Raw genomic sequence first — 13,630 nt, 5'->3', positions numbered from 1 at the left:
CGTTCCCCGAAGGTGAGGGGAGAGGGATCTGCGTTCGGCGGGCGAGAAGCCGCCCAGCGGTCGGGGCTGAAACACCGGCCGCCGGGCGGGCGTCATCAGGCCGCGGCGGCGAGAGGTTCGTCGGTCACGGCGAGTACCATGTGCACCGAGTAGTCCGGCGTGTCCACCTCGTGCGTGACGCCTCTCGGGAGGAGCAGCACGTCGCCGGCCTGGGTCAGCAGCTCGTGCGGCTGTCCATGCGGCGGCGGCCACAGCCGCCAGGACTTCGTGCCGCGCATCTGCACGATCAGGCCGTCCCACTCGTCGTCGTGGGCGCCGAGGTTGCGGTCCCCGGCCCGCGACTCGTACATGGTGCAGACGACGCGTTGACGCAGCAGCCTGGCCATGTGGAGCGTGACCAGGCTGAACCAGCCGTCGGACCGGGCGTGGATGCTCTCGTAGACGCGGGTCCGCCGCCGAGCCCGGTAGGCGTCCGTGATGGCGCCTTCGTCCGTTTCCCGATGGAAGTCGAAGCCGTCGACCAGGGCCACCGGCTGGTCCGGGTCCTTCCCCTGCGTGGGGAGCGGCAGAGCGGCCGTCCACTCCTTGTCGAACACCTGCGGGATGTGCACCGCTGTGGCGGAGGGATAGCGGGGCAGGACCGCGGAGCTGAGGCGAGTGTGGATGGTGCAGGCGGACTCGCGCGGCGAGGCGATGTGCAGGTCGGACCCGGACATCAGTGGTAGCCGTGTATGCGCTTGCCGCCGGGGGCCGTGGCCCCGTGACAGCTGAGGGCCATGGGCGACGCCGCGTAGCTGCGGAACTCCTCGTCGGCCGGGTCGATCACCTGCGTGGCGTGCAGGACATCCGCCAGGGTCACGTCGGCCAGCTTGCGCGGGTGCAGCTCGATGGTGCCGGTGGTGGGGTTGACCGTCTGGATCAGGGCCTCGTCGTCAGCTATCTCCACGGCGGTGGGCGCGAGCATCAGGCGGAAGGCGCCGCCGGCGGGGTGGCCGCTCAGTACCTGCTGGAGTCGCCGGAGTAAGTCGGCGTCCTGGTTCACCAGGGTCTCAGGGCCAAGGGTCGTCATGGGATGGATCTCCTCGTGCTGTGTGCAGGGGCCGGTAACGGCCCTCGGTGTGCGGTGGTGTGGTGGGCCTAAGGGCGGGCCACCGGGTTCCGTTCGGGATACCGAGCGGAGGTCTACTTGCCCTCCCCGGGGGGCAGGGGCGGCTCCTTGGGCACCGCGGCGGCTGCCGGCGGGGCGCGCCGTGTCGGCGGGGTTGCCCGCGCGTTCTCCCGGGTGCGGCACGCCGGGGCCCGGGGGCACTGGCAGGGCGGGAAGCCCATGATCTTGATCTCCGTGCCGGGCGCCGGGTTGCCGGAGTCGTAGTCGACGGGCGGCCGGATGTCCACGCGCTCGATGGTGGCTTCGCCGGTGGGTGAGACCGCCGTGTCCAGACGGTAGAAGCGGACGGTCAGAACGGTCATTGCGGCCTCCTGGGGCAGCAGGCCGCACGCCAGCCTTCGTCCTCGGGCGCGATGGCAGCGCCGACCGTGAAGCGGCAGCCGCAGGCGACGCATCGACCGGAGTGATCGGCGCGCACCCAGTCGGACAGAGAGCCCAGCAGCGACGTGCGTACCGGATCAGCGTCGTTGGCCACGGTGCCGAGGCAGTGGGCGCAGTGCATCCGCATCACGCCCGTCAGCTCACACCTGTGCAGCATGCCGACGTCGAGCACCAGCAGACTCATCGCTTCACCGCCGTCGCCGGGCGCCGCGGCTTGGTGGCCAGCCGGACGGGCAGTCCCGCCTCGGCCAGTTCGCGGTCGATGTCCACCACCGTGACGCCGGTCAGCTGCCGTACGAGCTGAGAGGCCAGGACCCACGGCAGCAGCCCGCGCTCGGTGAAGCGGATGGGGACGTCGGCCCCCGCGGGGGTGAGCCGCGGCGGCTCCGGCTCCAGGCCGCTGGTTCCCATGCGGTACGGCTGACCGATCACGCCGTGCAGCCGCGGCACCCGGGAGCGCACCAGCACGTACCCGTGCTCGCCGAGGTGGCTGCACCGCTCGATCCCCTCAAGGGCGTGGGCGAGGCACACCGGCGGCTGGGCGGTCGTCATTCCCTCCACCGGGCGGTCGCCGGCCGCCTCCAGGAAGAGGTAGCCCTCATGCGTCCGGGATGCCTGGCCGCAGCACTTCTGGCAGCGCAGGGAAGACATCGTCTCCCGCTGACGGGCGGGGTGCACGGACGCCCACAACGGCTTGCCCACCGGCCGCCGATCGAGCGGCGACAGGTCCTGTGACATGCGCGCCCACAGCACGCCGCGGTCGTCCCGGTCCCTGGCCACCTCGGTGCGGTAGCAAATGCCGATCGCCTTGCCCGCGTGGCTGAAGCGGACACCGAGCGTCCGCTCCGGTACAAGCTCTTCGCCCTCGCGCACCGTGATGTACGGCACCGACGACCTGCGCACACTGGCACCGAGGCTGCTCATCCGTGCTCCCTCCCCAGAACGTGCTGCGCGTTGTCGGCGGCGCGGAGGTGGTCACTGCCGCGAGGCTCGGTCACGGTGGCCGGGCCGTTGCCCTGCGCGGGCACCAAGCAGCCGGCACCCGTCCCCGCAGGGGCGTAGCCGAAGAAGCGCCGCGACTCCGGCGACCGCACCGGGCCCTGCGGTGCCTGCTCGCCCCACTCCACCCGCCAGTCCCCAGCGCGCGGGTTTTCGACGATCCGCAGGTGGGAAAACCCGTCCCGGCCGCGCAGGACGCCGTGCACGGCCAGCGCGATCGTGACCGGCCCAGCGGACAGGCCCCCGCCACGCCGGCACCCACCCACCGGCACGGCAAGCAGCGGCACCCGGAAAATCTGCACCGCGACCGCGCCGCGCAGCAGGGCCCGGTCGTGGAGCCGGGCAGCCGTGAACTCGAAGTCGACCGCCTCCTCGGGCGGCAGCAGTTCGACGGTGAGGGCGGAGCCCGGACCGTCGTGCCGGTCGGTGGACACCAGTCGGTGGCTCACGACATGTCCTCCAGCAGCTCGTCGAGCAGATCGGAAACCGTCATCGCCAGACGGCGCAAATAGCCGAGCGCGCCAGGGCCGTCCTTGGGCATCAGCTCCGTCAGCAAGCCCCAGGAGGCCGCAACCGTCTCCTGCTGCACCCCACTGCCGGGAATCTGGGACAGATGCACGAGCCGCCGGAACACGGCGTGGAGACGTCGCGCCAGCACCGGCATGTCGGCGCGAGCCACCACGGCGTGCTCGCCCAGCACCTTCTCAAGACCGTCGAAGATGGCGTCGGTGGTGGGCGTCTCCGTCAGTTTCGAGAGCGAAAGCTTCCGAAGATCCGCCAGCAGCCGATCCACGGACGTGCTGTCTCCGTCGCCCTTCCCGACCTCGTTCGGCGCAGGCGCGGCATTGGCGAGAGGAGGGCCGCTCATGACCGGGCCCCTTCCGCACTCGGTACTTTCAGAGCGCACCACGTCCGGGTGCCGTCCTCACTGACACCCCAGGCAGTAGCGAGGGCGTCGACCAGGACCAAGCCGCGACCACTCGTCGCGTCCAGCCCGGCGTCCCGGAGCACAGGGCGACTGGGCGAGCGGTCCTCCACCTCGACGACCAGCACGTCCTCGGCAAGCGCCAACCGGAACTCGATGTGCTGGCCGGCGCCGTACCGGAGGCCGTTCGTCACCAGTTCGCTGACCAGCAGCAGCGCGTCGTCGGTCAGGGCCGAAACACCCCACGAGGCCAACTTCGCAGCAGCGGTCCTGCGCAAGTCACCGACCTTGACACCGGTGGTGCCGGGTACCTCGCCCGCTTCCGACAGCGTCTCGCGCGCGATCTCCAGAACAAGCTTGTGCACGACAGGTAAGGCGTCCACCGGGTTCCCCGCTTGCAGGCCGGCGAGAACTTCCAGGCCAGATGCAGCTACAGCCATGCCTCACTCCTCCGCAGCTCAAGACGGTGGCACCCGGGGCTTTGCCGCAGCGACGAGGCCGGCTCACTGGCTTTGCCGTCTGCGTTCGTGCCGGTTCAACTACCGTGGCGGGCAGCTAGGTTCATCTGCAAGCACATCTGCGGTGAAAATTCACCGCAGACAAAAGTGGACTATGCGCGAACCTGCACAAGGGGCTGTCGGCCCCGTACAAGAGGTGCCAGACTCCGCGCACAGCACCTCAAGTTCGTCGCACGGTTACGAGGAGGGCGCACAGGTGGCAGCAAAGCGAGGAGCGACGGGACGACGCCTGGAGTTGGGCCTCCGGCTGCGAGGCATCCGTGAGGGCATCCTGGTCAACGGCAAGCCGATGACGCGGAAGACAGCGGTGGCCGGGACGAAGCTGTCAGAGGCAGCTCTTCAGCGCATCGAAACCGGCGGGCTCAACTTCCGGAACGTGGGGGACCTTCGGAAGCTGCTGGCCAAGTACGGCGTCGAGGACGAGGAGACGGTCCAGGGCCTCATCGACCTGAACCGTGACGCGACCAGCCAGGACTGGGTCACGCGGTACCGGGGGCAGATGCTCCCGGCGATGCAGGGGTTCGTGGGGATCGAGGCGGAGGCGCAGGAGATCCGTATCTACCACCCTCAGGTGGTCCACGGCCTGCTCCAGACCGAGGCGTACGCCCAGGCGATCTACGAGATCGAGAAGCCGATCGAGGAGACGACCAGCGAGTTCATCCGGGTCAACGTAGAGCTGCGTATGGAACGGAAAAGGAGGGTCCTGGAGCGAGACCCTGACCCGGTCAAACTATGGGCGATCCTGGGCGAAGCGGGACTGCGCTACATGATCGGTGGTCCCGATGTCATGCGCGCCCAGTACGAGGAGATCACGAGGTTGGCCCAGCTCGGCCATGTCAAAATCCAGGTGCTCCCCATCACCAGTAGGGGGTATAGAGCGAGCAGCGACCTAGCCATCCTGGACCTTGGCGACGGACTCCCCCCGATGGTGCAGGTAGACAATGCGTGGGGGGCGGTCTCCACGTCCGACAAGCCCAGGGAGGTGTCTAGGTTCATCCGTAGGTTCAGCGAGATGATCGCCTCGGCGCTTCCGTCGGAGGAGACGCCCGAGTTCATGCATCGACTAGCACGAGAGTTGTAGAGCCATCGACACTCACACCCCAGCCCCCGAGCTGGCACCCGAAGATGCCTGGTACAAGTCCTCGTACAGCGGCGGCACAGGCAACAGCTGCGTTGAGATCGCCGACGTCGTCGCTACCCGCGGGGTGGTGGGCGTACGCGACTCCAAGAATCCGCATGGACCGGCCTTGAAGTTCAGCCCGGCCGCATGGAGCGCATTCGTCGGACTGGTCCGCACCGGGCAGATCGACGCCGCGGCAGCCTGAATCCTGTGCGCCTCGACCCCGCACAGCACTGACGGTGGCCCTCCTCTGGCGATGAGAGGAGGGCCACCGTCGCCGTTCACGTCCATCGTCGCACCAGCTCGCACTCCGAGGCAGCAGGAAGTCCCGGAGCGGCGGATATTCGCCTATGTCTGTACCACGTCCGGGAGCGGCCCGAGGCCCGCCGGCACTACGGGTGACCTGTTGGCTGTTGCCGCGGCGGGCTTGGCGAGGGCCGGCTCCCGCTGATACCAGTCCCTGGGCGTGGTGCTCGACCTGCTCGCTGACCACGTGCGTGCCGTCAGCGACGAAGCCGTCGGCCAAGCGCTCGCCTTCGGCCGGACGATCCGCTGCGGCCAGGCCACTTGCTCCGGATCGCCACCCCGCTCGAACTCCGCCGCGCCGTGTTGCAGCAGAGCGTGCCCCTCCCACCACCGTCCCAGGCCGGGTGCGCATCGAAACGATCTCCGGGATGCCATGTGCATGTAATTTGTTTTTTCTTGCATTTCTTTTAGAGGGAAAAATCCCCCCTGGAAAAAAATGGGTGCCAGCGTGAAGACTGAGCGCTCGTGAGGTGTGGATCCTGTGGGGAGGTACGTGGGGTGTCTGTCGCCTATGGTCGGGGCGCACGAAGAGCTGTACGTGGCAGCATGCGTTCTGGGGCGTGCGAGGCCGCCCATCTCGGGCCTTCGGTCCCTGTGGTGAACTCCGCGGATTCCAGGCCGAGTTCCCAAATTCTGCTTCGGGCGAGCCGGGCGTATTCCGACCTGGATTCCGCGATGGTGGTGGAGGCGGCCGAGGCGCTCAGCGGCCTCATGGGACGCTGCGGAGTTGCGTTGGAGGACGGGCGGCTCGCCGTTGCTGCTGCGGTGTGGGGGACGGAGCGGCTCCTGGGGCGTAGCGGGTGTGCGCATGCGGGGGTCGGCGGCGGTGTGCGGGTGGTGGCTGGGCGTCGGGCTATGGCCCGCGCGCTGGCTGAGGCCCGGGACCAGGCTGTTGTCAGCTGCTTGAGCTTGTCCACGCTGCCGTACGCGCCCGAATCCGGTCACCAGACCGAGACCGACGCGCGGCTCGCCGCCCGGGGTGTCCGACTACGCGCCCTCTACCAGCGGCCCGTGCTCGGGCTCGACGCCCCGTCACTGGGGGGCGGGGAGATCCGCACGGCGGATCTCGTGCCCATGGACATGCTCGTGGTCGACGACGAGCTGGCGCTCCTTCCGGTCGATCCGGACCGTCCGGGGCTCGCGCTGATCGTCGTGACCGATCCGGCATGGGTGCGGCTCGCGAGCGTGGTGGCGGAGAGCTGCTGGGCACGCGCGGAGGGGGCCGACGGTGGCCGTTGAGCTGGTGGAGGCTATTCCGCGGACGGCCGCGGTGCCGTTGCCCGCGAGGGCGACTGCCGCCCATCCGGTGCCTGCTGAGCCGTACGACCTGGCCCTGCCGTTGTACCTGGCGCTGCGGCGGCGGGGTACGGGAGCGCTTCCGGATGTGTGCGCTGCTGTCGGGGCGTCGGTTCTCGAAGCCGGGCCGGCCTGGCGTCATCTGGAGTCCATGGGGCTGATCCGGCCGGTGGGCCGGGGCGGCGCGATGGTTCCTGTCGAGCCGGACGCCGCGATGAAGCAGCTCTTCGAGTCGCAGGCGGAGCGGCTTCGAGGGCAGGCCGCCGAGGTCGCGCTGACGCACGACCGGGCGCAGGAGATCGCGACGCGGTACCGGCCGGCGGCCATGCGGGAGACCGTGGGCGTGGAGGTGGATTTCGTGGGGGACGGCGCGCTACGCGCCGAGCGGTTGCGCTCCCTGCACCTGTCCTCGCGGGAGTCCATGTGGTCGATGCACCCCGGGCCGCTGCCGCCCGCGGAGGTGCTGGCGAGGTCGTTGGAGCTGGACGCCGAGCTGGTCGCGCGCGGGCTCGACGTCCGCGCGGTCTACGGGCGTGCCGTGGCGGCCGCGCCCAGCGCCCGGAAGTACCTGGAGCACCTGGCAGCCCTCGGTGTGGAGGTACGCCTGGCCGACCGGGTGCCGTTCGACCTGCTGCTCTTCGACGGCACCACGGCGGTCATGCCGAGCAGGCCGGAGCGCCCCCTCGACCCGATGCTGGTGCTGCACGGCTCGGAACTGATGGGTACTTACATCGCGATGTACCTCGATGTGTGGGCGCGGTCGGCCCCCTTCTCCGGCAGGTCCGGTGGTGAGGAGGGCGGGGCGGCGCTGCTGTCGGAGCGTGAGGGTGACGTGCTGCGGCTCCTGGCCGAGGGGCTGACCGACGAGCAGATCGGCAAGCGCCTCGGGATTTCCGCACGGACGGTACGGCGGATCGCCACCACGGTGATGGAGCAGCTCGGCGCCGCCAGCCGGTTCCAGGCGGGCGTGCTCGCCGCGGGCCTCGGCCTGGTCGGGTGACGCGACACCCCTCTCGGAATTGATCATCCGAATAGTGGATGGTACGGGCATGGATCTGCTGGTCAGGGTTTAATACGAAGCCCTGAACGGCGTATGCCGCTCTGGACTTCGGCGTTTCCCGGGCCGCGGTGCTTGTACGTGCACGGCTGCGGCTGTGACTGTAAGGCAATGACTGTGTCGGACGTTTGCGCATTGCGCACTTTTCTGGCGAACGCCAGGGCGAGGACGGATCCGGCGCAGTTTCCCGTGCTGCGCGAATTCCTCGAAGCGCGCGATCCACGCGGCCGTCGGCCCGCGGGGATCACCCAGTCGCACATGGACATCCTCCTCGGCCGCAGCGCCGGCACCTACCAGCGTCTGGAACGCGGCAGTGCCGTCCCGGCCGGCCTGCTGGAGCGCGTCGGTAGAATCCTGGCTCTGACCGAGGACGAATGGCGCGCGGTCCACGCCTACGCTTTCGCCACCCCGCCGCCGCGGCCGCTGAACCGGCTCGACGGAGCGCTGCCCGACGGCTGGCAGGTGATGCTCGACTCGCTCGGCCCGGCCGCCTACGTCGAGGACCGGGAGGGCATCGTCCTCGCCCACAACGAGGCGTTCAGCGGCTACTTCGGCGACGAGCCCGTTCCCCGCAACCTTCTGCGCTGGTGCCTGACGGCCCCCTCGGCTCGCGTCATCCTCCGGGACTGGAACTCGGCCTGGCTGCCCGCCCTGTGCATGCAACTGCGCATCCTCCTGGCCGGCAACGCCAACAGCAGGACGCTCCAGGAGTTGCGCGCCGACGTCCTCGCGGACAGCGAGGCCGCACCCCTGCTGGTAGCCGCGCCGTCGACCGCGCCAGGGCTGGAGTCACCTCGCCCGCTGCTCCACCCGTCGCTCGGCGGCGGGCAGGTGACCCTTTACGCGGCCAGGCCGACCGACTTCCCCGAGGCGAGACTGATGATCGTGCATTTCCGCAGCGGCTGATCTGCCGGATCCATCGCGGATTTCGGCTTCCTGGGCGCTATTTCCTCGCTGTCCGCTCGGGCTCCGGACTGCCGACCCCTGACCGGGCGGGCCGTGCCGTGCTCCCGCATCGTGGGATCTCGGCGTATTCCGGTGTCCAATGCGGACATGACCAGACTGGTCACGTGTCGTAGCCCCATTCCCACATGAGGACTCATGTGCGGAGAGCTGGCGTAAATCCGCAGGTCAGAGGCGAGATCACCTCGGGTGGTGCCGTGTCGTCAGGTGGCCAGAACCCCGGGAGCTCTCCAAATGTCCGCTTGGGTCTTTTTGTCGTTCGTTGACACTCTGGCGTGCCCCATTTGAAGATCGGGCCATCACCGCAATGGTCCGATCTGCGCCGATGCACACGCTGTCGATGTCGTTTCGGTGTCGGCGCCGAGTGTCCGGCCGTAATCGCTGGATGCGTGGACGGCGCCTGCATATGGTGCTGGTCGGCCAACGGGGCCGCGGGCCTTACCGGCCCGAATTCGAGGGGGTGAGTGGGGGGTACACGAAACCGGCGCCCGGGAGCTACCAACTCCCAAGCGCCGGGCCGGCACCAGGGTGCCGATTCGCATACCGCGGGCGGCGGGGCTTCCTCTGCACGAGAACCGCCGCACCGCGCTCCTACGAGCAACGGAGTATCGCATGCACACCGCCACGGGCGGAACCCCGGCCTGCCCGGAAAGGGGTCGCGCGCGCCGCCTCGCCGCGCAGCTCGCCGACATGATTCCCGGCGCCGCCACCATCCGCGTCAGCCTCACCGAACCCGGCTCGGTCTGGCCCCAGCCCTACACCGTCGCGAAGGACGCGCTCGGCCACCGGCTGGAGCTGAACCGGACGACCAGCAGCACGGCGGCCCGCTGGGTGATGCGGGTGTGGCCGGAGGAGGACTGGAGCGAGCCGCACACCCTGGACCTCGCGACCGCGGAGCTGACGGCCGGCGCCCGGTCCGCGGCGGAGCGGGGCCGCTGACGTGTCCCGGATACGCGCGCTCAAGCCGGAGACCTGGGTCTCCGAGAGCCTCGCCGAAGTCAGTATCACCGCGGAGCGGACGTTCCTGGCGACGACGACCCACGCCGACGACCAGGGCCGCCACCGCGACCAGGCGGCGATCATCGCCGGGCTGGTGTGGCCGCTGCGTGCCGAGCACACCGCCGTCCACGTCGAGGACGACCTCACCCAGCTCGCTGCCGCCGGGCTGATCTGCCGCTACACCGGGTGCGACGGCAAGCGGTACCTCCACTACCCGACGTGGTCCCGGCACCAGAAGATCGACAAGCCGAGCCTGTCGCGGCTCCCTGCCTGCCCGACGTGCGCCCCGGAGCGTTGCGGCGTCTGCAAGGGACCGTGCACCCGGCGCACCGAGCCCTCGACGAACCTTCCCGGAACCCTCCCCGAGCCGTCGCCGGAGACTCCCCGGCATCTCGCGGAGGATTCCCCGAGCTTTCCGGGAACCCTCGAACAGAGCGCAGAGCCCGGTGCGAGCCCGCCCGCACCCCTCTCCGCCACCCCCGCGCCTGCGCAGGACACCGCCGGTACATCCGCGACCCACACCGGGCAGGATATCGACGAAACCGCAGGTCAGGGTGTTTTCACCGAACCTTCCCCGAAGGCTCCCCGAAGCCTCGGGGAGGGCTCGGCGCCTGGATCTAGGATCTTGGATCCTGGATCTTCTTTTCCTACGGGGCGCGAGGCGCCCGACGCGGGCAGCGTCTCTGCGAAGGACCTGGTCGGCGAGTACGTGACCTCGTGCCGCCGACGCCCGCCGGGCGACGTGCTCGGCCACCTCGGGCGGATCGTCAAGACGCTCCTCGCCGAAGGCATCGCACCGGAGCACGTGCGAGCAGGACTTCGGCGGTACGCCGAGATCCAGGGCCACCCGTCGCGGCTGCCGTCGCTGGTCAACGACGCGATGAACGCCCCCACGGGGCCGGGTGCGGGTTTGGCCGGTCCGGGATCGCGGTCTACCGTGCCCGCTCACACCGCCTGGACCAACCCCGCCGACCCCGCCACCGCCTACGCCGAGGAGCTGTGATGCGTACCCGAACCCGCGAACCGCAGACCCTCGCCGGAGCAGGCACCCTCGACCGCCTCGCCCGGATCCTCGCCGCCCGCGGGATCGACCCCCAGGTCGCCGCCGCGGTGGACGACGCCAGGACGACCGCGCGGCTGAGCGCAGCGCCTGCCGGGATCCCGCCGCGCTACCGGGAGGCGGTCGCCGACCACCCGCAGGTCCTGGCGTGGGTGCGCGACGTCGCCGACCAGGCCGTCGCCCCCGGGATCGGCGCGCGGCGGCAGGTCGCCACCGGGCCGGCGTTGCTGATGGCCGGGGTGACGGGCGCGGGCAAGACGTACCAGGCGTACGGAGCGGTCCGCGCGCTCGCTGCGGCAGGCGTCGGGGTGCGGTGGCGGGCGACGACCGCTGCCGACCTGTACGCCGAACTGCGCCCCCGCGCCGGGGCGGACAGTGAGCGGGAGCTGGCGGCCGTGGCTCGGGTGCCGCTGCTGATCCTGGACGACCTCGGCGCGGCCAAGTCGTCGGAGTGGGTCGAGGAGATCACCTACCGCCTGGTCAACCGCCGCTACACCCACCTGCTGCCGACGCTGATCACCACCAACCTGGCGATCAAGGACCTCCGGCTCCACCTCGGCGACCGCGTCGCCTCCCGCCTCGCGCAGATGACCACCCGGGTCGCCTTCGACCCGGTCGACCGCAGACGCGCCCGCGCGGCCTGATCCGCCGCCCTCGGCACGTCCACCTTCTTCCCGACCAGACACCTCCGCCGACGCCACACCCCGCGCGCGGAGAGCGATCGGAGCAACCCCGCATGCCCAGCACCATGAACGCGGCCCCCGCCGACCAGCACCGCTCCCTCGGCGACCAGAAGTGGCGCCGCCAGGCCGCCTGCCGTCCCACCGAGCACCACACCGTCGACCCGGAGCTGTTCTTCCCGCATCCCGAGGAGATGGACAAGATCCGCGCGGCCAAGGCCCTGTGCGCGCAGTGCCCCGTCCGCCGGACCTGCCTGGACGCCGCCCTGGAGAACAACGACCAGCACGGCATCCGCGGCGGCCTGACCGAGGAGGAACGCGCGCCGCTGCACTCCGGGCTCCCCAAGCGCCTGGACTACTCCCGCGTCAACGCCGCCGTCGCCGGACGCGACATCCACCTCACCTTCGCCGAACGCGAGGCCGTCATGCGCGCCGCCTACCGCCACGGCGTGCCCGCGAGCCGCGTGGCCCGCATCCTGAAGGTCGACGAGGAATACGCCCGCAAGCAGTACCGCAAGTTCCGCCGGGCAGACCAGCACGCCGACCTGGAATGCGCCGCGCAGACCGGCCCGCCCCCCGGGCCCGACGAACGGCACCCGAACCGCGACGACTTCGGGACGGCGGCATGACCACCCCCGCGTCGACCACGGCGCCCGTCACCGGCTGGGACCGCCTGGCCGTCATCGTCCTCGGCGGCGCCGGATGCGCCCTGTCGGCCAGCGCCCTGATGCAGATGGCCGCCGCCATCCACATCCGCCCCGCCCTCTGCTGGCTCTACCCCCTCGTCATCGACGGCTTCATCGCCTACGGCATCCGCGCCCTGCTGGTGCTGCGGACCGCCCCGCTGCGCGCGCGCCTGTACGTGTGGACGCTGGTCGGCACCGCGACCGGGGTCAGCGTGTGGGCCAACGCGGTGCATGCGGTCCGCCTCAACCAGACTGCCGCCGCCACCGGCGGGTTGCAGCTCGGCGACACGGTCGTCGCCTCCCTGTCCACCGTCGCCCCGCTCGCGCTGGCCGGCGCGGTCCACCTCTACATCCTCATCGCCCGGACTGCGGACAACCACCGCGACCCACTGCCCGACCGCGCCCCCGCGGGCGACCGGCTCGGTCAGGTCAGTCACCCGCGTCCGGCCGACCACTTCGACGGCATCCCGGTCACCGCGGCTGACCGAGTCGGTCAGCGGTCACCGCGCGACGGTCGGGACGGTGGCGGTCGGCCGGTCACCACGCCGACCGAAGGGCCCACGGTGACCAGGACACCGACGACCCAACTCGCCCCGTCACAGCCCAGGGACGCCGCCCCAGCCGACGGGGCACTCCACGTCGGCATCCAGCGACGCGCTGACCTGGCCGGTCACCCGGACAGCCGCCCGGTGGCCGGCGACCGTGCGGCGGCCACCGAACCGGTCACCCCCAGCCGGGTCACCGACCAGGAAGCCGCTGACCGGCCGACAGCCCCGGGACCGGTCAGTGACCGCGAGCCCCGAAGAACCGCCGACCGGCACTCCGACCGGGACACCGAGCAGCTGCTGGAGATCGCCCGGTCGGCGGTCAGGGCCGAGGACAAGCTGACCCGGCAGGTCGTCGCGCAGGCGATCCGCGGTCAGAAGATCCCGCTGTCCAGCGACACGCTGACCGCACTGATGGCCCAGCTCCGCGCCCAGCGCGACAAGCCGGTCGCCACTTCCCGCGACTGACCGACACCCCCGCCGGGGCGGGTGACCGAAGCCGGACACCCGTCCTGCCCGCAGACCGCCTTCCGCCGTATACCCACCTACGGGAGAGCACCACCATGCGTACGACCCCCGCCACCCCGGCCGAAGTGGACAGCTGGCTGACCGTCCTGCACCGCAGCGGCCACCTCCACCACGCCGCCCATGGACCCGACCGCACCTGGATCGTGCAACGCCACCGCACGAGCCGCCCCTGGACCCTCCACCACCCGGTGCTGGCGATGGACTGGATCGAAGACGTTCTTCGAACCGCCCGCCAGCACGACGCGGACCCGAACCGATGACCACCGACGACACCACGCCCACCCCCTCCGGAGAGCAGCGCAACGGCAACTCGGCTCCAGGCGGAGCAAGCTGTCGCCGAGGACGGTCCTACGGCCCGCCCTCGGCACTTGCCCCCGCCCAGGGGGGCGGGGGAAGCCC

General features: G+C 70.7%; 19 protein-coding genes. 11 read left to right on the top strand and 8 right to left on the bottom strand.

All coding sequences use genetic code 11. From position 1 onward, the window contains the following. Positions 1-95: 95 nt before the first annotated feature. The 8 genes from ACH4SL_RS28965 to ACH4SL_RS28930 all read right to left on the bottom strand — a co-directional run bounded on the left by ACH4SL_RS28965 (position 96) and on the right by ACH4SL_RS28930 (position 3,913). Positions 96-716 (bottom strand): JmjC domain-containing protein, encoded by a 621-nt coding sequence (locus ACH4SL_RS28965; protein ID WP_398450791.1) that lies wholly within the window; start codon positions 714-716, stop codon positions 96-98. Continuing rightward, entirely contained in the window at positions 716-1,069 is a 354-nt protein-coding gene (locus tag ACH4SL_RS28960; protein ID WP_398450788.1) for a hypothetical protein, read from the bottom strand. Before ACH4SL_RS28960 ends, ACH4SL_RS28965 begins: the two co-directional genes overlap by 1 nt. Before the next feature lie 113 nt (positions 1,070-1,182). Next, positions 1,183-1,470, bottom strand: a complete 288-nt coding sequence (locus ACH4SL_RS28955) for a hypothetical protein (RefSeq protein WP_398450786.1) — start codon at positions 1,468-1,470, stop codon at positions 1,183-1,185. Continuing rightward, the gene (locus ACH4SL_RS28950) at positions 1,467-1,733 is read right to left on the bottom strand and encodes a hypothetical protein (RefSeq protein WP_398450784.1); all 267 of its coding nucleotides are present in this window, start codon (positions 1,731-1,733) and stop codon (positions 1,467-1,469) included. Before ACH4SL_RS28950 ends, ACH4SL_RS28955 begins: the two co-directional genes overlap by 4 nt. Beyond that, a complete protein-coding gene (locus ACH4SL_RS28945) occupies positions 1,730-2,473 on the bottom strand; it encodes a hypothetical protein (protein WP_398450782.1) in 744 nt (247 codons plus the stop codon). Before ACH4SL_RS28945 ends, ACH4SL_RS28950 begins: the two co-directional genes overlap by 4 nt. Beyond that, the gene (locus tag ACH4SL_RS28940) at positions 2,470-2,997 is read right to left on the bottom strand and encodes a DUF6302 family protein (RefSeq protein WP_398450780.1); all 528 of its coding nucleotides are present in this window, start codon (positions 2,995-2,997) and stop codon (positions 2,470-2,472) included. Before ACH4SL_RS28940 ends, ACH4SL_RS28945 begins: the two co-directional genes overlap by 4 nt. Continuing rightward, a complete protein-coding gene (locus ACH4SL_RS28935; RefSeq protein ID WP_398450778.1) occupies positions 2,994-3,416 on the bottom strand; it encodes a DUF6415 family natural product biosynthesis protein in 423 nt (140 codons plus the stop codon). Before ACH4SL_RS28935 ends, ACH4SL_RS28940 begins: the two co-directional genes overlap by 4 nt. After that, on the bottom strand, positions 3,413-3,913 hold the full coding sequence (locus tag ACH4SL_RS28930) for an ATP-binding protein (RefSeq protein WP_398450776.1): 501 nt from the start codon (positions 3,911-3,913) through the stop codon (positions 3,413-3,415). The genes ACH4SL_RS28935 and ACH4SL_RS28930 overlap by 4 nt, the downstream gene beginning before the upstream one ends. Positions 3,914-4,187: 274 nt before the next feature. On the opposite strand from ACH4SL_RS28930, the gene ACH4SL_RS28925 reads away from it, so the two are divergent. From ACH4SL_RS28925 to ACH4SL_RS28875, 11 genes are all read left to right on the top strand, one after another. Beyond that, a complete protein-coding gene (locus tag ACH4SL_RS28925; protein ID WP_398450774.1) occupies positions 4,188-5,072 on the top strand; it encodes a DUF5753 domain-containing protein in 885 nt (294 codons plus the stop codon). Positions 5,073-5,076: 4 nt separating this feature from the next. Beyond that, positions 5,077-5,316, top strand: a complete 240-nt coding sequence (locus ACH4SL_RS28920; protein WP_398451009.1) for a DUF397 domain-containing protein — start codon at positions 5,077-5,079, stop codon at positions 5,314-5,316. Positions 5,317-6,320: 1,004 nt separating this feature from the next. Then, positions 6,321-6,656 carry a hypothetical protein gene (locus ACH4SL_RS28915; RefSeq protein WP_398450772.1) on the top strand — a complete coding sequence of 112 codons (336 nt, stop codon included), beginning with the start codon at positions 6,321-6,323 and terminating at the stop codon, positions 6,654-6,656. Positions 6,657-6,864: 208 nt separating this feature from the next. Beyond that, a complete protein-coding gene (locus ACH4SL_RS28910; protein ID WP_398450770.1) occupies positions 6,865-7,713 on the top strand; it encodes a LuxR C-terminal-related transcriptional regulator in 849 nt (282 codons plus the stop codon). A 315-nt stretch (positions 7,714-8,028) separates the two neighbouring features. Then, positions 8,029-8,676, top strand: a complete 648-nt coding sequence (locus ACH4SL_RS28905) for an XRE family transcriptional regulator (RefSeq protein ID WP_398450768.1) — start codon at positions 8,029-8,031, stop codon at positions 8,674-8,676. Positions 8,677-9,345: 669 nt separating this feature from the next. Continuing rightward, positions 9,346-9,672, top strand: coding sequence for a transcriptional regulator (locus ACH4SL_RS28900; protein ID WP_398450766.1), 327 nt, complete (start codon positions 9,346-9,348; stop codon positions 9,670-9,672). Between the two features lies 1 nt (position 9,673). Then, positions 9,674-10,735 (top strand): hypothetical protein, encoded by a 1,062-nt coding sequence (locus tag ACH4SL_RS28895; RefSeq protein ID WP_398450764.1) that lies wholly within the window; start codon positions 9,674-9,676, stop codon positions 10,733-10,735. Beyond that, positions 10,735-11,436, top strand: coding sequence for an ATP-binding protein (locus ACH4SL_RS28890; protein WP_398450761.1), 702 nt, complete (start codon positions 10,735-10,737; stop codon positions 11,434-11,436). Before ACH4SL_RS28895 ends, ACH4SL_RS28890 begins: the two co-directional genes overlap by 1 nt. A gap of 92 nt (positions 11,437-11,528) precedes the next feature. Then, a complete protein-coding gene (locus ACH4SL_RS28885; RefSeq protein ID WP_398450759.1) occupies positions 11,529-12,101 on the top strand; it encodes a WhiB family transcriptional regulator in 573 nt (190 codons plus the stop codon). Beyond that, the gene (locus ACH4SL_RS28880; protein WP_398450757.1) at positions 12,098-13,171 is read left to right on the top strand and encodes a DUF2637 domain-containing protein; all 1,074 of its coding nucleotides are present in this window, start codon (positions 12,098-12,100) and stop codon (positions 13,169-13,171) included. The genes ACH4SL_RS28885 and ACH4SL_RS28880 overlap by 4 nt, the downstream gene beginning before the upstream one ends. Before the next feature lie 95 nt (positions 13,172-13,266). Continuing rightward, positions 13,267-13,491 carry a hypothetical protein gene (locus ACH4SL_RS28875; RefSeq protein WP_398450755.1) on the top strand — a complete coding sequence of 75 codons (225 nt, stop codon included), beginning with the start codon at positions 13,267-13,269 and terminating at the stop codon, positions 13,489-13,491. The last annotated feature ends 139 nt before the right edge of the window (positions 13,492-13,630 follow it).

This window comes from Streptomyces sp. NPDC021020 (assembly GCF_044333285.1).
Lineage (GTDB): Bacteria > Actinomycetota > Actinomycetes > Streptomycetales > Streptomycetaceae > Actinacidiphila.
Note: the sequence above shows the minus strand (reverse complement) of the source record. Positions and strands in the feature narration are given on the sequence as shown.